The following is an 18625-nucleotide window of genomic DNA, read 5'->3' on the forward strand; positions in this document are numbered from 1 at the left end:
AGGTTTTGTAAATTCGGGTTTTGTGCCGGGAGGCAAGCTATGAAGAAGTTATTCATCATTCCCCTGTTGCTCGTGCTGGCGGCGGTCCTGAGTGCTCCCGCTGCGTTCGCGCAGGCGACGGGTACCGTGAAGGGCGTGTGCCGGGATGCAGAAGGTAAGCCGCTGGTCGGAGTAGTAGTCGAATGGGCGGGAATAGAAACCGGACGCAAGTACACTCTCAAGACGAACGCCAAGGGCGAATATTTTTCCCTGGGTATCAGTCCGGGCAAGTACAAAGTGACGGTCACCAGAGACGGCCAGCAGATTTTCTTTCTGAACGGCATTCCAGTCGGGCTGGATGAAGTAGTACAGGACGTCGATCTCAAGCAGGAAGCTGAAAAAGCCGCCCAGGGTCAGGGCATGACCGCCGCCCAGGTCAAGGAGATGCAGGAGCGGCAAGCGCAGGCGGCCAAGGAAACAAATACTGTCAAGGCCCTCAATGACAAGCTCAATATTGCCAAAACCGCAAGCGATGGTGGCGACTTCGAGACTGCGATCACGACCTTGACGGAAGCAACCCAGATGGACGCGAGCCGGGATTTGCTCTGGTTCAAGCTCGGCGATGCGTATAGGATGTCGGCGCCCAAGCAGACCGATCCCGCGGAAAAACAGAAGCGCTTTGAATCCGCGGTCACGAACTATCAGAAGGCGATCGAACTGCGCGCGAATTCCGAGGCGGCCAAGAAGGAAGCGGACAACAACCTCAAGACTGCGGCCTACCTTAACAACCTGGCGGAAGTTTTTTCCAAATCCAACAAGATCGACGACGCCGTGGCCACCTATGCGAAGGCCGCTGAACTCGATCCTGCTCACACTGCACAATACATGTTCAATACCGGAGCCGTGTTGACGAATGCCGGCAAAGTCGACGCCGCGATCGTGGCTTTCGACAAAGTGATTGCTGCCGATCCCACCAAAGCGGCGGCTTATTACTGGAAAGGCGTCAACATGATCGGCAAAGCTACCCTCAAGGGCGACAAGATGGTTGCGCCGGAAGGGACAGCCGATGCTTTCCAGAAGTACCTCGAAATCGAGCCCACCGGTACCTTTGCCCAGCCTGCCAAAGACATGCTGGCGAGCATTGGCGCGAACATCGAAACCACCTACGGCACGAAGAAGAAAGCGGTTAAGAAGTAGCATTCACAGGGTTTGCACGAAGACGGCCCTGCGGGGCCGTTTTTCTTTTCCTTTCAGTTACTTAGGTCTATGGCCTTGCTGTCCTTCGCTTCCCTCTCTGTTCGCGTTACATTGCTTGCATAGCATTCCGTCGTCCTCCTTGATTGTTCTGTGGCGTCAATCCAATTTTGCAGGGAGTGTGAAATGGCAGCTCCGGGGAGTTCCCCGATTGCGATTGCCTTCGAGGGCGTAAGCGGATCGGGCTTGGTGTCGACGCCGGTGCTTTTATCCGGCATGCTGCGGGCGCATGAAAAAGTCAGTGATCTGATTTTTTCGCCGGGACGACCGCCACAGGTGGAAATCTATGGCCAGCTCACGGCCGTCGAAATCTCCGGCGCCAGCGCTCTCACTGCGGATGATACCCGGCGTATTGCCGCGGATCTGATCGGTACCAACAAGCAGGCCATTAACACGCTTCGCGAACAAGGCTCCTGCGATGTTTCCTACGGACTTCCTGGCATGGCGCGGTTTCGCGTGAACGTGTTTATTCAGCGCGGCAGCTGCGCGATCGTCATGCGCGTGATTCCCACTGTGATTCCCAGTTTTTCCTCGCTGCGTTTGCCGGCCCAGCTGGAAGGGGTGGCCGAGGTTCGCAACGGGATTGTCCTGGTTGCAGGAGGCAGCGGTTCGGGAAAATCTTCCACCGTTGCGGCGCTGCTCGACCGCATCAACAACCAGCACTGTTATCACATCTTGACAGTGGAAGATCCGATCGAGTTTCTGCATAACCACAAGAAGTCGACGGTTCACCAGCGCGAACTGCACAGCGATGCGCCGAACTTCGTGCTCGCCTTACGGGCGGCATTGCGGCAAGCGCCGCGCGTGATCATGGTGGGAGAGATTCGCGATCGCGAGACGCTTGAAATTGTTCTGGAAGCAGCAGAGAACGGACACCTGGTTTTGTCGAGCATGAATACGGTCGACGCTTCGAAGACGGTGGAGCGTATTGTGACCAGCTTTCCAGCAACGGATCATCAATCGGTCCGCGACCGGCTGGCAAAAACCTTCCGCTACATCATTGCGCAGCGCCTTGTCCCGAGGACGGATAACGGAGGGCGCGCCGCAGTTGTCGAAATCCTCAAGTCGAATTCGCGCACACGGGATTGCATTGAACAAGGCGAACGTCCGGGCCGCACCTTGCTCGACGCGATGAAGTCGAGCGAGAACGAAGGGATGCAGCACTTCGACGGCGAGATAGCTAAACTCGTGCGCACTGGAGTCGTCGATCTGGAAACAGGATTGTGCTTCGCCAGCAACGCCACCGTCCTGGGACAAGAACTCGCGCGGAACTAAGCGCCGCATCCGATACCTCACAACTGAAGCGGAGCATAGGTCGCGGACCGGGAGGCCTACGGCGCCGATCAGCACTCCCGGTTCGCAAATCTAGAACGCACCCGGCTACTTAGCCACTGCTGAGGAATGGTCCTGATCGGCAGGGCGCGGTCGCATTTTGGCGCGATGGACCGCGGTGATCCCGAGTTCGTTTGGCTGTCCGAACTCTTCCGGATGCAAATAGTGGCCGCGTTCGTCTCCCTGTTTTTCGGATTCGACCACCAGGGGATGAGCTTTGGCGTAGGCGTCGTGGCGAGTGCCCGTAACTTGCCAGGAAACCTTCATGCCGCCTGTCCCGCCGGCAATGCGGAACCGGTTGTTGGAAATTTCCTGCGCAACATAAACTGGGGCGAACGATCCCATGCACGTGAGTTGGTAGCGGAACTCGCCGTTCAGTGCCTCGACGTAGGCTGGCAGTTTGACCCACGCTTGGCCGTCTGCATCCAGCACCGTCACGCCGTCGTACACGGTCTTCATGTCCGGAGATTCGATCGAGGCGTGTACCAGGTACTTGTTTGCAGGATCGAGCGGATGGTCAATCTTGAAATTCTTGGCGGCTCCACTGAGAGTGCCGGAACAGTGAAGATTTCCAAGGACGTCAATATCGCAAAAATTCGTTGTTCCAAGCGTAGTGAACACATGGCCCGAAGGAGCGGTTGTATCGTTTACCACCTCCATTGTCGGGGCCCCCGGACTATTGTTGGTAGCTTGGAGAGCCGTGCCAGAGTCGTTCGTGGCAAAAACACCCGCAAAACCACCCGCGCTATCACCCCAAACGCCAACCGGAACGACCCCAATCAGTCTGCTCAGAGTCGCGCTTAAACTCGAGCCAAACCCGATCACGCCGATACCGCGGCTACTGTTGGACTGGCCCGCAACTCCCTGCGAGGGTCCGGCGCTTGGGTCGGCGCTGGATGCGACGCCGAACACTCCAGCGGCGCCGCCAGTCCCCAAGCTGTCCGTGACGCCTTTCACGCCGATAGTCAGACCGGTGGCGGAATTGGCTTCGCCGTAAGAACCGATTCCAGTCGGACTCGTAGACAAAGCGAACATACCGTACGGGTTTGTTGTCTCGGTCACGAACGTTCCCGTGCCAGTGATGGCGTTCACCCAGAAGTCGCCGTTGGCGTCGCGCTTAACGATGGCATTGGCCGCACTCGCGCTGCTCGGGGACACTTTCCAGTTCAGTCCCAGCGTTCCGCTGGTCGTGACTGGCGAGCCGCTCACGGTGAAGTCGGAAGCGGGGGCGCTCAACCCCACGCTGGTCACCGTCCCGCTTCCGCTCACCGACTTGCATGCCCAGGCAGTCCCATTCCAGGAGAGGATCTGACCGGAACTGCAACTCGTCAGCAGGCTCAGATTGGCGACGCCTTTGTTTGTCCCGCCGATCAGGCCGCTGCCTGAAGCAGTGGTGATGCCGGTGATCGTGCCACCGCCGCTGAACACGATGTCCAATTCCGGCGGATGGCTCTGCGCCGTGTTTTCCTTGCTGTCAAATGTCGCCGAAAGTGGACTGTTCGCCACCAGCGCGATGCCGTCATTGGCCTGCGTGCCGTTGAGCCACGCTCCCACGGCCGCAGTCACATCAATCAGCAGGTAGTCTTTTGCGTTCGCACCAGTCAGCGGCACGCTGGGCGCGATGGTGCTACCCAAAGCGGGCGCAAGATTGGCGGTGATCGTCTTTTCCGACCACGTGCCGTTGACAAAGTCCACATTGAAACTCCCAGCGGAGGGCACGGTGTTGACGTAGAGCTTCAGCGTCGCCTTGGCAATGCTGGCGCTGGTGTAGCCAGCCGGAATAGACGACAAGTCAAACTGGATGTAGGCCGACTGTGATGGACTGACGACGCCGAGCGTCGTTTTCGCGCCGAAGTTTGTAGTTGGCGTCGCGGTGCTGGTGTAAGAGTCGTCGCTGGGCGTGATCTGGGCATACGCAGTAGTCAGCGCGCTCATCATGAGCAGCACGACTGCAAATAACGGTTGTGTCCTGAAGTTCTTCATAACGCACCTCTGCTCCTCATGGTTCTGCAATCCCATCGAATGGGTTGGCAAGTTTGGATTGATCGGAACGGGCGCAGCGTCGAACTGCGCCCGATTCCCGAGCCACCACGGCTTAGATCCCGCGGTATTTGAGAACCACGGTTGCAGTCTTCCCGGCTCCGATGGTCATTCCGTGATTGAAATAGATGACTCCGTCCGCACCGGACAACAGTCCGGTATAGCCGACATTGATGGAACAACCGGCGCTGGCTAGTTGGGTGGCGTAGCCAACGTGGTCGAAGGTGTTGGCCGCTGCCAGGGAGAGCTGCAACCCTTTTTGTGCCGAGGCGCTGTAGCCGAAGGCAGAGTTGTATGTGCCGTCCAGGATGTTATTGGTTGCATCGTTGGCATCCACGTCGGCAACGCGGGCGAACCAGACCGTTTTGGCGCCGCTCGAGTTGTTCTTCAGCGCCATCGTAACCTTCGCACTGGAATCAGTAGCATTCTGCGCAATGGTCTGGGTGAGCGTGAATCTGCCGTCGGTGGTAGTGCGGGCAATCTTCACGGTGGTGGCGGTCTGACTGAGCTTCGTGGCCGGACCCCAACTCCCGTTGTCCGCGTCGCCGAAGCCGGCGTAATCGTGGTAGCCCACGCCGGAAGAAAAGTCGCAGACGGCGTATCCCTCACCGATAATGCCGTGCTTGATGTGCTCGACGCCGGCGGGACTTTGAAACTCGACGATGTTGCCGTTGACGGACACGCAGTATTGCAGGAATTGTTTGGTCGCGGTGCCGCCCGACGTGAACTGGTAGGTGCAGACGTCGGTCGAATCAGGGCCAAGGGATAAATCGGGATTCTGGCTCGCGGGCGCTGATTGAACGGCGACTGGAATGGACTTTTGGCCAAAGGCGGCCACGCACAACACGAGGACGATAGCGAGAGGAATTGTTTTTTTCGACATGACATTTCTCCAAAATGGTTGATTGAACTTGCGATTGGTGTCGAATACTTCGACGCTGCCTCGGGCGGCGGGAATCCTTGAATAGACCGCGACTGCCGGACTCACGCCCTCGAGAATAGTTACCGGATGCTGGGTCGATTCATTTCGATATGCCGCCATACAGCCCGACCATGCGATAGGTCCGGTATTCCCACGCCCCGCCTTCGAGCACGTACTGCTTGGTGCCATCGGGAGACACTTCAGTGGATTTGCCGATCAGCGAACCTTGCCGGGCGAGCGCACCTGACGTGAAGACAAAGTTTCCGTTGGGTAGTCTCTCGGCGCTTCCGAGAGCATCGGAGCGATTTAGGTCAACGTTGAGCCCTGACGTGGCCGTCATCGTGTGCTCGTCGATGGTCCAGGTCTGACCGCGACTACGGCATTGTGTGACTCCCTTACAGCGGACGTTGCCGTTGTCGAAGAGCAGTAGCGTCTTGTTATCGAGATAGTGGACGTTGTGCTGATAGGAAAACCACGGACTGGGATCCGAGGAGACAACCGCAAAATCTCCGTCTTTACCCAAGCGCCAGATGATGTGTCCATCGCCCGAGCCGTTGCGGTAGTCGATCTTGATTTCCCAGGCCTGATGGCGAACGGACATCAAGAGGTTGCCGTCCTCAGCAGACCAGGCAATGGAATTGGTGTGCAGCCAGTCCACCGCACCCGGGATCGGGCAGGGCGCACCAGTGCATTTGTCGTGCAGGATCGGGCCACGATTAACGTCCAAGTGATCGAACGCATCCCATGTCCAGATGACCTGAAGATCATGGTCGAGCACGAGGAGCATCTGACCGACGTATTGCTTTGGCTTCCCATTGATGTCCACTGTTCTCAGAGTCCAGCCGAGCGTGGCGACATTTCCATCGGGGAGGAGCAGAACGTCGTGATGAAATCCATAAATAATCTCCTGCCCTTTGGCCTGTAACTGGGTGTTGACGGCATCAATGTTCGTTTCACGCAGCGAATTGCCGGCCAGGTCGATTTCCCGGAGCACGTTGAAACCACGCGTCCGATTTTTGTCGCGGCCCAGGAAGAAGACCGTGCCTCCCGGCTCAAGCACTCCAGGAGCGCCGTTCTGAATACCCGAATCCACTGGGTCGACATACCACTGCACGCGGCCGCTCAAATCCGTCGCGATCACGTTGACGGCATTGGGCGCGCCTCGTGCTGTGAAGTTGTGATAGACCATGCCCTGGGTGACGTCGCTTTGCGCGCTCGGTCCGCGGCGAACGGCGAAGGTGGGAAAATCCAGCGAGGGTGGCGGAGCGCCGGTGGTGAAGACCTGCGAAGGGGACGTAGTTCCGTCGCTGGTCACGTGCGCCATCTCGTACTGAGTGTTGGCCAACATTCCCGCCACCACGAAGTTTCTGCTCTGGCCGGGTGTGCAGGGTAGCTCGTTAGTGTTCGTCCAGGCATTCGTGTCGGAGACCGGCCTGAACTGCACGTGGACTGATCCACTATTGCAGGCAGGTGCGCTGTACAGAGCCACCAGTGGATTCAGCGCGGGAGTAATCACCGCCTGCGTCCCACTCACACGCGAGTTGATCTCGCCGGCTACGACCGAGGATGTTGAATCCGTCGCGCCGAAGTTGTCTTTGACCGTGACCTTCACCTGATAGGGGCCTTCCTGCATGGACGCCCAAGCCAAGGTGTTGCCAAGATTGAAGTCGCGCACCACTTTGAAGCCAGCGGTGGTAGACACTCTGTATTGGTAGACGGGTGCTGCCCCGCAATTTGCGGCGACGGCTGTCCAGACCACTCGTTCTCCGAGGAGTTGGGGAGACGGCTTGCTCGGCGTCAGTGAAATTGTGCAACTGTTGGACTCCGCCCTCCCGATTGCCGGGGAGAGGAGCACGAGGACGGCAGCTGAGGCTGCCAGTACCGCGAATCTCAAAGGTTTCATATCGCACCTCCTGTGCGTTTGTTGGCCGCACTTTCTCGTGCCCGCCGGAAACCTTCAAGGCACAGAGCGTCGTCCGTGCATGAACCGTGAATAGCCAGCGAGGTTGCAGATATAAAGTGAGTTAGCGGGAGATGTAGCTTGCGGATCAGGGGTCAGAGTATGTGCTGCGTAGCTCGTAGCCCGCATTTACCGTGCTAAACTGCCTGCTCAAGGAAGGAAGACGCGATGGCGGAAGGCGCCGCAGCCCGGCGAGTAGTTCGTTTTGGCGTCTTCGAAGTGGACTTCGGCACCGGAGAACTGCGCAAGGCCGGGGTCAAAATCAAGCTGCAGGACCAACCTTTTCAAGTTCTGGCCATGCTGCTGGAACGGCCGGGTGACCTCATCACCCGGGAAGCATTGCAAAGCCGACTTTGGCCGTCCGGCACATTCGGGGACTTCGAGCACGGACTGAACGTGGCCGTGAAAAAGCTGCGCATCGCCCTGGGCGACACCGCCGACAATCCCCGGTTCATTGAGACGCTGGCCCGACGGGGTTATCGATTTGTCGGGCAGGTCGACAATGTCGTCTCTGTCTCGAGTCGAACCGTCACAGATTCCCAAAGCGAATCGAACGCGGCTGCAGGACCTAGTCTGGTGCGCACGGCCCCGAGTGCAAAGATGGATCCGCAACGTGAGCGGCGAGGGCTTCTCCGCTGGGCGGTAGTCGTGATTCTGGTGGTTGCGGCCGGAATCGCACTGTGGCACTGGTGGCCCTCCCGCCCGTCGCCGCGCGTGGTCACTCGGTTCACCATTCCTCTCCCGCCTTCGGACGAATTTTTCATGAAACGCGGCGGACTGGTCATCTCACCCGACGGTGGCTATCTTGTTTATTCCGCCACGACGTCGAAGACGAAGGCCCGACAACTCTATTTGCGGCCCCTGGATCAAAACGAAGCAGTTTCAATTCCGGGGACAGACGGGGCCATCGGGCCGTTCTTCTCTCCGGATGGCCAGTGGATCGCTTTCACCGCCGGCGGCGAATTGAGAAAGGTTCCGCTGCATGGCGGATCGCCGATCACGGTGTGTGCCAAGTCAAATGCACTCCCCGGAACATGGGGGCCGGACGGCACCATATTCTTCAGCCAAGGATCGGCTGGCGACGAAGAAGCGAGATTCCTCATGCGCGTCGCAGCAACTGGAGGTACGCCCCAGGCGATCACGCTTGCCGAGAAGACGCTGACGGAATTCCCTCCACGGTGGCCGCAAGTGCTGCCGACCGGGAACGCAATTCTCTACGTTACGGGCGGCACGTGGGCTGCATACTCAGACGATGCGACGATCGTCGCGCAATCCCTCAAGACCGGAGAGCGCAAGGTTCTGATTCAGGGAGCCACGTGTCCGCGCTATGTTTCCACCGGCCACCTCGTCTATGCCCAAGGCGGCACCCTGCTTGCTGCCCCGTTTGACGTGGATCGCCTTGAGATAACTGGACCCGCCTTCCCGGTAGCGGAAGACCTCTGGCGAGGCCCCGGCGGTTACGTTGCCTATGACATCTCGCGAGACGGTCTGCTCGTCTCTGTTAACAGTGGCGAAATGAGTGTGGGGAATCGTACGCTGAACTGGGTGGACCGCACGGGAGCGGCGCTGCCGATCAATACTCCCGCACGTCAATATAGCCAGCCCAGTCTTTCGCCGGACGGGAAACACATCGCCGTAGCCATCGGCGATCCCCTTCGCCAGTCTGACATCTGGGTCCTGGACCTGGAGCAGAACGTTGCCCGGCAGGTCACTTCGTCCCAGGCCGGTGAGAGCGCGACTGCTCCCCTATGGACACCGGATGGCAAGCGGATCATCTACGCCTCCGGCTTTCACGGAAGGTCGCTGTTCTGGCAGGCAGCCGATGGCAGTGGCAAAGCGGAGTTACTTTTCTCCAGTAGTCTCTCCCCTTCCGGAATGATTCTGGCGACGTCCTGCTCGCCCGATGGCCGGTTTCTCGTTTTTCAGCGGGGAGATACGCGCGATTTCAACTTGTGGGTATTGAACCTCGCCGGCGATCACAAACTTTCGCCGCTGCTGATGACCAGTTTCATGACGACCTATCCACAGATCGCTCCCGACGGTCGCCGGCTCGCCTACACATCGGACGAGTCCGGGCGTCCCGAAGTTTACGTGCAGTCATTCCCAACACTTGGCGACAAACGGCTCATCTCGGTCGGCGGCGGCGAAGAAGCGCGCTGGTCGCGAGACGGCCGGCAATTGTTCTATCGGCAGGGCAATAAAATGATGGCCGTCGATATGCAAGCCGGAAGGCCGCTTCCGGGGCACGCCCCGCGGCTTCTGTTCGAAGGGATTTACCCGCGCAGCGATTTCTGGACTAACTATGACCTGTCCAGAAATGGCGATCGCTTTCTCATGTTGAAGGAAGTAGACGAAACAAGAGCAAGCCAGAAGTTGCGGGTGGTATTGAATTGGACCGAAGAACTCAAGCACCGTCGCGTGGGCAAGGATTGAAGCGCACTCAAGAGAGCAGGAATTAAAGACGCGCCTTGCCTCGCAGGCGAGAGGGCAAGTTTTCCGCCAGCGGGATTTCTGGGTATGATCGCTGGATGTGCGCCGCGTCGTCTACTCCCGGAGTAGTCAGCTTCGAAGAAGCCCGTCACATTGTGGAGCGGCACGCCGGAACGGTCTCGCCGCGTGAGCCTGAGAGCGTAACTCTGCTCGGTGCCTCGGGCCGGATCCTTGCAGAGTCGATCGATGCCGATCGCGATTTTCCTCCATTTGCGCGCGCGGCTCGCGATGGCTACGCCGTGCGGGCAGCGGATCTGGCTACGACGCCGGCACGACTCGAACTGATTGGCGAGATCAAGGCTGGCGATATCCCAGCGACTTCCTTCCAGGTGGGTTCCGGGCTGACAGCCTCGATCATGACCGGCGCTCCATTGCCGTCCGGCGCGGATGCGGTGGTGATGGTCGAGTACACGACCCAGACAGGAAGTACGATTGCAATCAGCCGCGGCGTAAAGACGGGCGAGAATTTCGTTCCCCGAGGATCGGAGGCGCGCCAGGGCCAGAGATTACTGGATCCCGGAACTCGCCTTGATCACGCAGCGATTGCATTGCTGGCGTCGGTCGGCAAGAGTGCGGTGCGAGTATTTCGCAAGCCGCGCATCGCAGTACTGGCTACCGGTGATGAAATTGTTGCGATCGAAACTACTCCTGGTCCAACGCAGATTCGAAACTCGAATTCTTATTCACTGGCAGCGCAGATACAGAATGCGGGCGGGGAACCAGTGCTGCTGCCCATCGCGCCGGATGAGCGGGTGCGGTTGCGATCACTAATCGAAGAAGGGTTGGAAGCCGATCTGCTTTTGATGGCAGGCGGAGTTTCGATGGGCAAGTACGATCTGGTGGAGCAGGTGCTCGAGGAATTGAAAGCTGAGTTCTACTTCACGGGCGCGCAGATCCAGCCCGGGAAACCTATTGTGTTCGGATCCTGCATGCGGCCGACGCGGGCGGGGGCGCCCGCGCCACATAGGCAATATTTTTTCGGGTTGCCGGGGAATCCTGTGTCAACCATGGTGACGTTCGAACTCTTCGTGCAGCCGATGATCCAAGCGCTGGCTGGGAGTAAGGCGCAGTCGCTGGTGTTTCTGAAGGCTCGCTTGAAGTCTGATGTGCGCGCGAAGACTGGGCTGAAGCGCTTTCTTCCAGCGGTGCTTTCGGGGGAATTCGAGAACGCGGAAATTGAGTTGGGGCGCTGGCAAGGATCGGGCGACATCGCGGCTCTGGCGGCAGCGAATTGCTACTTGGTGATTCCGCCAGATCGCGACTTGATCAGTGCAGGAGAATGGGTACCTCTGCTGATGCGTTGACAGGATGAATCGCAGGGTAAGATTGACGAGGCGCTTGCATGGATCTGTATTGCCGGCGAGTCGCCGGCGCTACGGTAATGCCTAAGAAACTCTCACATTACGATTCCAAAGGTCGCGCACGAATGGTGGATGTTTCCGCCAAGGCGGCGACCGTGCGGGAAGCGGAGGCGAGCGCGTTTGTCCGGATGAAAGCGGCAGTGTTGCGGGCCTTGCCGTCGAATCCCAAGGGCGATCCACTCGAGGTCGCGCGCACGGCCGGGATCATGGCGGCGAAGCGTACCTCCGATCTGATCCCGATGTGTCATCCACTTCCTCTGTCGTACATTGCTGTGACATTGCGCGTGTGCGAAAATGGCGTGGCTATTACCTCAAAAGTAAAGACCACTGCCGAGACCGGCGTGGAAATGGAAGCACTGGTCGCGGCAGGAGTCGCGGCGCTGACTGTCTATGACATGTGCAAGGCGCTCGACAAGGGAATTGAAATCCGGGAATTGATGTTGGAAAAGAAATCGGGCGGCAAGAGCGGCGATTATCGCCGCCCAGGCAAGCCCAACAAGAAGCGCAAGTAGCTTTCTATGCCGAGCAACGTAAAACTCCTGCTGGTGGATGACAACCCGATGGTGCTGGGGATGCTGAAGCAGGCTCTGTCTCCGCTGGCGGAAATTTCTACGGCCGGCGATGCCGCGGATGCGTTATTGAAAGCGGTGGATGAAGCGCCCGACATGGTGATCTGCGACTACCGTATGCCGGGGATGGACGGGCGGCAGTTGCTGGAAAAGTTGAAGAGCCGTCCGGCGACCGCGGGAATCACGGTCATCCTGATGGCCAGCAAGTCGGACATCAATGAACGGCTATCGGTACACGAGTCAGCCGAAGACTACATTGAAAAGCCGTTTTTCCTGAAGCAGGCGACGCAGCGCATCAAACGCGTGATCGATCGCATTGCTTTGGAGAAGATGGCGAAAGCGGCGCCTTCCGACGGCATTCTGCGCGGCAGTTTGGCGCAGATGAATGTCGTCGACCTCGTGCAGTCGCTCGAGATGGGCCGCAAGAGCGGCTCGCTGACCATGACGCGGGCCGATGAAAAATGTGAGATGTTCTTCAGCCAGGGACAAGTGAAGCACGCCGCCTATGGCTCCATTTCAGGCGATGAGGCGGTCTTCAAAGTTCTCCGCTGGACTGACGGAAGCTTCGAAGTGGATTTCGATGGAAAGACCGCGAAAGAAAGCACGACCCTCAACACGCAAGGCTTGCTGATGGAAGGCTTGCGCCAGTTGGATGAGGCGCAACGCGATTCTACCGAGGGAGAAGATGTCCTCCTCGACACCTGAGCGGACTGCGGCCGTGCTCACCGTCAGCGACTCTTGCTCGCGCGGTGAAAAGACAGATCTCTCGGGTCCTGCGGTTGCGCAGGCACTCGAGAACCGAAAATTTCGAGTGGTCGTGCGCAGCGTCGTTCCCGACGAGACTGCTGCAATCCAGGAAAAGTTGATCGAACTCTGCCGTTCCGCGCGGCTGGTCGTGACCACGGGTGGGACCGGTGTTGCGCTGCGCGATGTCACTCCTGAAGCTACGCGCGCGGTTTGCGATCGTCTGGTGGAAGGCATCGCCGAGCAGATGCGTGCGGAAGGATTGAAAAAGACGCGGTTCGCGAGCCTGAGTCGCTCGGTGTGCGGAACGCGCGGCACAAGTCTGATTTTGAATTTGCCGGGTAGTCCCGCGGGCGCGGTGGAAGCGCTCGCTGCCGTGATCGAAGTGCTGCCGCATGCACTCGACTTGCTGGAAGGGAAGACGGAGCACGGGTAGGGAATTGTCGTTAGTCGGTGGTCGTTTGCAAAATTCATTCCTTGCCGAGACTGCCAGGACTTCCGGCATAGCGAACGACTAGCGACCATCGACCAACGACTGTGTTCCAAGTAAACTGCTGACACCGCTTGCAAACCATCAAACACATCATCAGTGCCTACGGAAAGTGGATCGGGGCAATCCTGGCTCCGCTCGGAATATGGGGAGTGTTCGCGTTCGCCGCGGTGGACGGCGCTTTCATGGGCCTGCCCCTCGATGCCATCGTGGCCAGCTACATTTATAAAGACCCGCACCGGTTCCTGTTGTATGTGCTGCTCGCGGCGTTGGGGTCAACGGTTGGGAGCATCGTGCTTTACGTCATCGGATACACCGGGGGCGAGGTGCTGCTCCGCAAGCGGCTTTCTCCCGAACGCTTCCAGAAAATTCATGCGTCGTTCGAGAAGCACGAATTCCTGGCCTTGCTGGTTCCCGTCATGATGCCGCCTCCGACTCCGCTCAAGGCAGTGATGCTGGCGGCTGCTGTCTTTGAGATGAGCCTGTGGCGGTACCTGCTGGCGATCTTTTCAGGACGCATGTTGCGATTCCTGATCCTTGGATTGCTGACCCTCAAGTTCGGCCCGACGGTCGTGGAGTTGGGAGCAAAAGTCGTTGCGAGTCACTTCAGGTGGGTCCTGCTTGCCGTGGCGGTGGGCTTGGCGATCTGGCTGATCTGGCGCAGGCAGGCTGCAAAGAAGTCGACCGCGATGGGTGCGGAAAATACAACCGCTGTGTAGCGCGAACTGCAGATCCCTCGCTTCTCTCGGGATGACAGTATCTATACAACAATCTTCTTGCTAAGGAGAGACGGGGCAAGCCCCGTCTCTACGGTGAAATTTGGTCAGGTCGATGGGTGATCAGGCTGCGGCGGTTCCGTGTGGCTTGCTCATCGAGCGAGCGATCGCTGCGACGACGACCGGGAGTCCGAACATGATTGCGGTGTAGAGCATGTCGCCTTCAAGCGCGCGCCGGAAAAATGGAATTCCTGCCGTGTAGCAGACCATAAGTCCCGAAAACGACTTGGGATACATGTTGGTCGAAGCCCACACGCCGAAATTGCTGATCAGGAAGAACGTGACCGATCCGGTCAGGGCTGCGCCTGCGATCCGCAAAGGTTTCGAGTTCGGCCGCAAGAGAGTGCCGAGTCCGAGAATCGCCGCGTACCATCCCCAGGTGAGAAATAGATCCCAGGAGAAGGGATAGGCGTAGACGTACTTGTCGAGGATCAGGTCGGAAGCGATCAGCAGGGCCAGCGGCATCCACATCTGGCGTCGCGAACCGCGCGCGCCGAAAAAGAGAAGAGCTGCGACTACCGGGGTAAAGTTCCACGGATGCGGGAAGAACGGCAAACGGGACGCGACGGCAAAGAGAACGAATAAATAGGCCAGCATGGTCACCTCGTAAAATACGCGAACTAGGATTGTGGCGCTTAGGGATGGCAATGGTCAAGCGATCAGCGCGTGAATTGTTGTCAACCGACGGAATTCGCCGCGACTAGTGGCGTGACATGCCAAAGTACTCGTCGACAATCCGCAGGTTCTGATCGAGCACAGCCGTTGCACCGAGTGCGGATCGCGGATCGCGTCCGGGATATGCGTAACGCAAATCAATAAAGCGAACGATGTACCGGGCGGAACCATCGTTCGCCTGAACCCGTTCAGTCTCGGTGACCGGATACTTCGCCCAGTCCAGATACACGCGGCCGAGATATCCCTGCTTCGCGGCGAGGGTGGCGGGAGTCTCTTCCGGCTTGTAGCGGAATTTCATGTTGCCTGCTGGATCAACCAGCGGAGTCAGGGAATCGACATTCATCATTGCGAAGGCAGTAGGCGTTTCGACGACGGCATACCACCGAAACGGATTCAGCATGTACGGATAGGCGGAGAGGCGCAACGCGTCCGCACCTTGATAGGTTTGTGTTTCCAATACTGCGACGGCACGGCGATGTTCGTAATCGCGAACACCCCAGCAGGCAAAAACGCCGAGCAACGCGAAGATCGCTCCAAGCTTTCCCTTAGGACCTTTCCGGCGGGCACCAATTTCTTCGTTGATCAAGGAAAAGAGACTGGGCAGGATCAGCCCGAGAATCAAGATCACGAGCAGCGCGGGCTCGATGATGAACACGATGTCCCAGGAATACCAGCGTTCGGAAAACGGCCAGAACGGACGCACTCCATAATTGTTGGTGAAATCAAGCAGGATGTGACTGACTCCGGCCAGGCACGCGTAGAAAAACAGCAACCCCCAGCGCGGCGGGAGATTGGGATCTCGCGTCCGTCGTCCGCGGACTCGCCAGATTGCGTACATGAACCCCACCACGATTGCGGCGGTGACAGGCAGTCCTAAGAAAGAATGAGTAAAACCGCGGTGATGCGCGAATCCGAAGACCGATCCGTTAAAACGGCTGAAGACGTCAAGGTCGGGAGCTTCGGCGGCAAGAGTGAGCGTTGCGGTCGCCAGCGCTGTCTTGCGATTCAGGCCAGCGCGGCCCATGGTGGCGCCGAACAGGAAATGGGTGATGGGTTCCACGAAGGTCCTAAGAGTGTATCGGCAGACAGGCGAATCGAGAAATCAGAATTGTTCCCGCCTCAGTTCTTTGCAGCGGGTACGACTAGTGAGAGAGCGTCCGGCAGCATGGTCATGCGGGCGGGAAGGCGGCCGAGGAGTTCTCCGTCGGCCTCGACATAGACGCGATCCTCACGGTCGCCGCTGCTCCGGGCCGGTTCGGGAAGCTGGCAGACGATCTCGGAACTGCTGACGAGATCGATGCCGTCGATATTCCATCGGCGTCCCAGCAGAGCGCTGGCGACGTAGCGCAGATAGGCCCCGCGGCGATCCGTGCGGCACATCACGGCGCGCAGATCAGGACAGTCGAGAGAAGCTCCGGGCACAAGTTCGCGAAGAACATTGCCAAAGAAGCCGATCCGCACTGCCAGCAACTCAGTGAGCGATGCCTGCTGCTTGATCCCGCTTCCATTGACGTACTCGACTTCAAATCTGCGCATGCGATGCGAGGCCCAAAGGTTCCAGGCCTTCAGATAGTACGCAGCCATGCCGGCTCGTTTTTTCAGATCGCGATTCAGTTTGTAGAAAAGATGGGCATCCACACCCACTCCAGCCGCAACCGTGAAGTAGCGCTGGGCAGACTTGCCTTCAAAATCCTGATACTCGATGCGGCCAAGCGGAATCCGGCGAACGGTGCTCTTGCCGTCGACGGCTGCGCGGGCGGCCTCGCTGGGTCGAAGGGGGAGACGGAGATCGTGGGCAAGGGCGTTAGCGGTGCCAAACGGAAGAATGGCGAGCGCGACCTGCGTGCCGGCGAGTCCCTGGATGACGTCGTGGATCGTGCCATCGCCGCCGCAGGCGAATACAGTGTCGCTGCCGGCGGCCACTGCGAAGCGGGCATTCATGGTAGCTTCGTGGCTGGAACGACAGACGGTCAATTCCGTTCGAACACCGGCCGATTGAATGATTCCAATTGCGCGGTCCAGTTCCGCATCGCGCCGGCGCGGACCAGAGTTCGGATTGAACAGGATGGTGGCTTTTTGCATCTGCCAGATCGCTAGAGATTGAGTCTATCGCACGCCCGAATCACGATTGTGAAGAGCGGCAGCGAGGGCGCTGGGACGGCAGCCGGGCGGGACACTGGTCTTACAACGGCTCGGGCAATAAAAAAATAGTGTCACGCAGCCATCGATTGGAATCATAATTGGCGCACGTCATAGTCCTTTCCTTTCGTTCGGGACACGCAATCATTTTTGGAGGTGGTGTATGAAACTGAAAGTCGTGGGGATGGTTTTGCTTTGTGTTGCTTCTGCTCTAGCTCAGCACGCCAAGATGGCGGCGCCGAAGGCGGCCACGCTGGTGACGGGACTGGGAGATGCGCATCATGCAGTGTCGACGAAGAACGTGGAAGCGCAGAAGTTCTTCGACCAGGGCCTGCGTTTCATTTACGCATTCAATCATGACGAAGCGGCGCGGTCGTTTCAGAGAGCCGCGGCCCTCGATCCGAAACTCGCCATGGCGTACTGGGGTATCGCGGAAGCGGTAGGGCCGAACTACAACGATCCGGCGAGCGAAGACCGTTTCAAACAGGCGCACGAGGCGATTCAGAAAGGCGCCGACCTGAGCGATGGCGCTTCGCCCAGCGAGCAGGGATATATCAAGGCGATGGCGTTGCGCTTTCCTGCGGATCCGAAATCGGACTTACACGCGGCAGCCGAGCAATATCGCGATGCGATGCGCGACCTAGTGAAGGCTTTTCCTGACGACCTGGATGCCGCGACTCTTTTCGCCGAGTCAGGAATGGACCTGCGTCCGTGGGGATTGTGGCATCAGGATGGCACGCCTCAAGAGGGGACCGAGGAGATTGTTGCAGCGCTCGAGTCGGTGCTGAAACGCGATCCGAATCACCTGGGAGCGATCCATTACTACATTCATGCCGTGGAAGCGTCGAACTCTCCGGAGCGTGCGCTGGCGGGAGCGAACCGGTTGGCCGCCATGGCTCCGGCAGCAGGGCACATCGTCCACATGCCGGCGCATGTCTACATCCGCACGGGAGATTATGCGGCTGCTGTGAAGACCAATCAGGATGCGGCTGCGGTTGATCGCGCGTATATCAAAGCAAGCGGCGCGCAGGGTATCTACCCGATGATGTACTACAGCCACAACCTGCACTTCATCGCGATGTGCTCGGCGATGAACGGCGACTATCTCGAGGCGATCAAGGCCGGAAACATGCTCGCGGCGCACGTTGGACCGGCAGTGAAGGACATGCCGCCGCTCGAAGGATTTGTGACGATCCCGATGGCGGTCAATGTGCGCTTCCATAAGTGGGACGCGATTCTAGCTTCGAAGGCGCCAGATCCGGCGATGAAGGTTGCCACGGTTTTCTGGCATTTTTCCCGAGGCATGGCCTTTGCTGGGAAGAACAAGATTGATCAGGCGGAGGCGGAATTCAAGATCGTGTCCGAGGCGGAGAAGGCAACTCCGGAAGATGTGATTTTCGCGATGCCAATTAACAACAAGGCAAAGGACATCCTCGCGATCGCCGAGAACGTACTGGGCGCTCAGATTGCTCTCGCGAAGAAAGATACGGCCGGTGCGATGGCGATGTTGCGCGACGCAGTGAAGATTCAGGACACGCTCAAGTACGGCGAGCCACCCGACTGGTTCTTCCCGGTGCGCGAGTCCCTGGGCGGCGTGCTGCTGATGAGTGGCGACGCGAAAGGTGCGGAGCAGGTCTTTCGGGAGGACCTCGACAAAAATCCGCGTAACCCGCGATCGCTATTCGGATTGCATCAGTCGCTCAAGGCGCAAGACCGCAACTACGATGCTGGCTTTGTAGAGAAGCAGTTCCGCCACTCGTGGAAGGGTGGGGCGATGAAGATGGAAGATCTGGTCTAAGGATTAACTATCAAAGTTTGTCATCCTGAGCGAAGCGAAGGATCTGCTTTCCTCTCATCGTTCGAAAAAGCAGGTCCTTCGCTTCGCTCAGGATGA

The 18625-nt window shown here is 58.6% G+C and carries 15 protein-coding genes; 9 read left to right on the top strand and 6 right to left on the bottom strand.

Annotated elements, in window-relative coordinates:
• Positions 1–39 precede the first annotated feature (39 nt).
• Both HY010_21865 and HY010_21870 read left to right on the top strand, forming a co-directional pair.
• On the top strand, positions 40–1176 hold the full coding sequence (locus HY010_21865) for a tetratricopeptide repeat protein (GenBank protein MBI3478387.1): 1137 nt from the start codon (positions 40–42) through the stop codon (positions 1174–1176).
• Positions 1177–1449: 273 nt separating this feature from the next.
• Positions 1450–2508 (top strand): PilT/PilU family type 4a pilus ATPase, encoded by a 1059-nt coding sequence (locus tag HY010_21870; GenBank protein ID MBI3478388.1) that lies wholly within the window; start codon positions 1450–1452, stop codon positions 2506–2508.
• Between the two features lie 105 nt (positions 2509–2613).
• On the opposite strand, the gene HY010_21875 is transcribed toward HY010_21870, so the two are convergent.
• From HY010_21875 to HY010_21885, 3 genes are all read right to left on the bottom strand, one after another.
• Positions 2614–4548 carry a DNRLRE domain-containing protein gene (locus HY010_21875; GenBank protein MBI3478389.1) on the bottom strand — a complete coding sequence of 645 codons (1935 nt, stop codon included), beginning with the start codon at positions 4546–4548 and terminating at the stop codon, positions 2614–2616.
• 112 nt (positions 4549–4660) lie between these two features.
• Complete coding sequence (locus HY010_21880; GenBank protein MBI3478390.1) at positions 4661–5488, bottom strand: hypothetical protein; 828 nt, start codon at positions 5486–5488, stop codon at positions 4661–4663.
• A gap of 139 nt (positions 5489–5627) precedes the next feature.
• The gene (locus tag HY010_21885) at positions 5628–7430 is read right to left on the bottom strand and encodes an aryl-sulfate sulfotransferase (GenBank protein MBI3478391.1); all 1803 of its coding nucleotides are present in this window, start codon (positions 7428–7430) and stop codon (positions 5628–5630) included.
• Between the two features lie 225 nt (positions 7431–7655).
• Between HY010_21885 and HY010_21890 the strand changes: the two genes are divergently transcribed.
• The 6 genes from HY010_21890 to HY010_21915 all read left to right on the top strand — a co-directional run bounded on the left by HY010_21890 (position 7656) and on the right by HY010_21915 (position 13860).
• On the top strand, positions 7656–9920 hold the full coding sequence (locus HY010_21890) for a PD40 domain-containing protein (protein ID MBI3478392.1): 2265 nt from the start codon (positions 7656–7658) through the stop codon (positions 9918–9920).
• A gap of 95 nt (positions 9921–10015) precedes the next feature.
• Positions 10016–11281, top strand: coding sequence for a molybdopterin molybdotransferase MoeA (locus HY010_21895; protein ID MBI3478393.1), 1266 nt, complete (start codon positions 10016–10018; stop codon positions 11279–11281).
• Positions 11282–11358: 77 nt separating this feature from the next.
• The gene (gene moaC / locus HY010_21900) at positions 11359–11850 is read left to right on the top strand and encodes a cyclic pyranopterin monophosphate synthase MoaC (GenBank protein ID MBI3478394.1); all 492 of its coding nucleotides are present in this window, start codon (positions 11359–11361) and stop codon (positions 11848–11850) included.
• Positions 11851–11856: 6 nt separating this feature from the next.
• Complete coding sequence (locus HY010_21905; GenBank protein ID MBI3478395.1) at positions 11857–12612, top strand: response regulator; 756 nt, start codon at positions 11857–11859, stop codon at positions 12610–12612.
• The gene (locus tag HY010_21910; protein MBI3478396.1) at positions 12593–13087 is read left to right on the top strand and encodes a MogA/MoaB family molybdenum cofactor biosynthesis protein; all 495 of its coding nucleotides are present in this window, start codon (positions 12593–12595) and stop codon (positions 13085–13087) included. Before HY010_21905 ends, HY010_21910 begins: the two co-directional genes overlap by 20 nt.
• Positions 13088–13215: 128 nt before the next feature.
• The gene (locus HY010_21915) at positions 13216–13860 is read left to right on the top strand and encodes a DedA family protein (GenBank protein MBI3478397.1); all 645 of its coding nucleotides are present in this window, start codon (positions 13216–13218) and stop codon (positions 13858–13860) included.
• A gap of 120 nt (positions 13861–13980) precedes the next feature.
• On the opposite strand, the gene HY010_21920 is transcribed toward HY010_21915, so the two are convergent.
• The 3 genes from HY010_21920 to HY010_21930 form a co-directional block, all read right to left on the bottom strand.
• Entirely contained in the window at positions 13981–14514 is a 534-nt protein-coding gene (locus tag HY010_21920; GenBank protein ID MBI3478398.1) for a hypothetical protein, read from the bottom strand.
• Positions 14515–14617: 103 nt separating this feature from the next.
• Complete coding sequence (locus tag HY010_21925) at positions 14618–15652, bottom strand: metal-dependent hydrolase (protein MBI3478399.1); 1035 nt, start codon at positions 15650–15652, stop codon at positions 14618–14620.
• A gap of 59 nt (positions 15653–15711) precedes the next feature.
• Positions 15712–16674 carry a hypothetical protein gene (locus tag HY010_21930; GenBank protein ID MBI3478400.1) on the bottom strand — a complete coding sequence of 321 codons (963 nt, stop codon included), beginning with the start codon at positions 16672–16674 and terminating at the stop codon, positions 15712–15714.
• A 226-nt stretch (positions 16675–16900) separates the two neighbouring features.
• Between HY010_21930 and HY010_21935 the strand changes: the two genes are divergently transcribed.
• Complete coding sequence (locus tag HY010_21935) at positions 16901–18529, top strand: hypothetical protein (protein MBI3478401.1); 1629 nt, start codon at positions 16901–16903, stop codon at positions 18527–18529.
• Positions 18530–18625: the final 96 nt, after the last annotated feature.

Source organism: Acidobacteriota bacterium, assembly GCA_016196065.1.
GTDB lineage: Bacteria > Acidobacteriota > Terriglobia > Terriglobales > Acidobacteriaceae > Acidiflorens.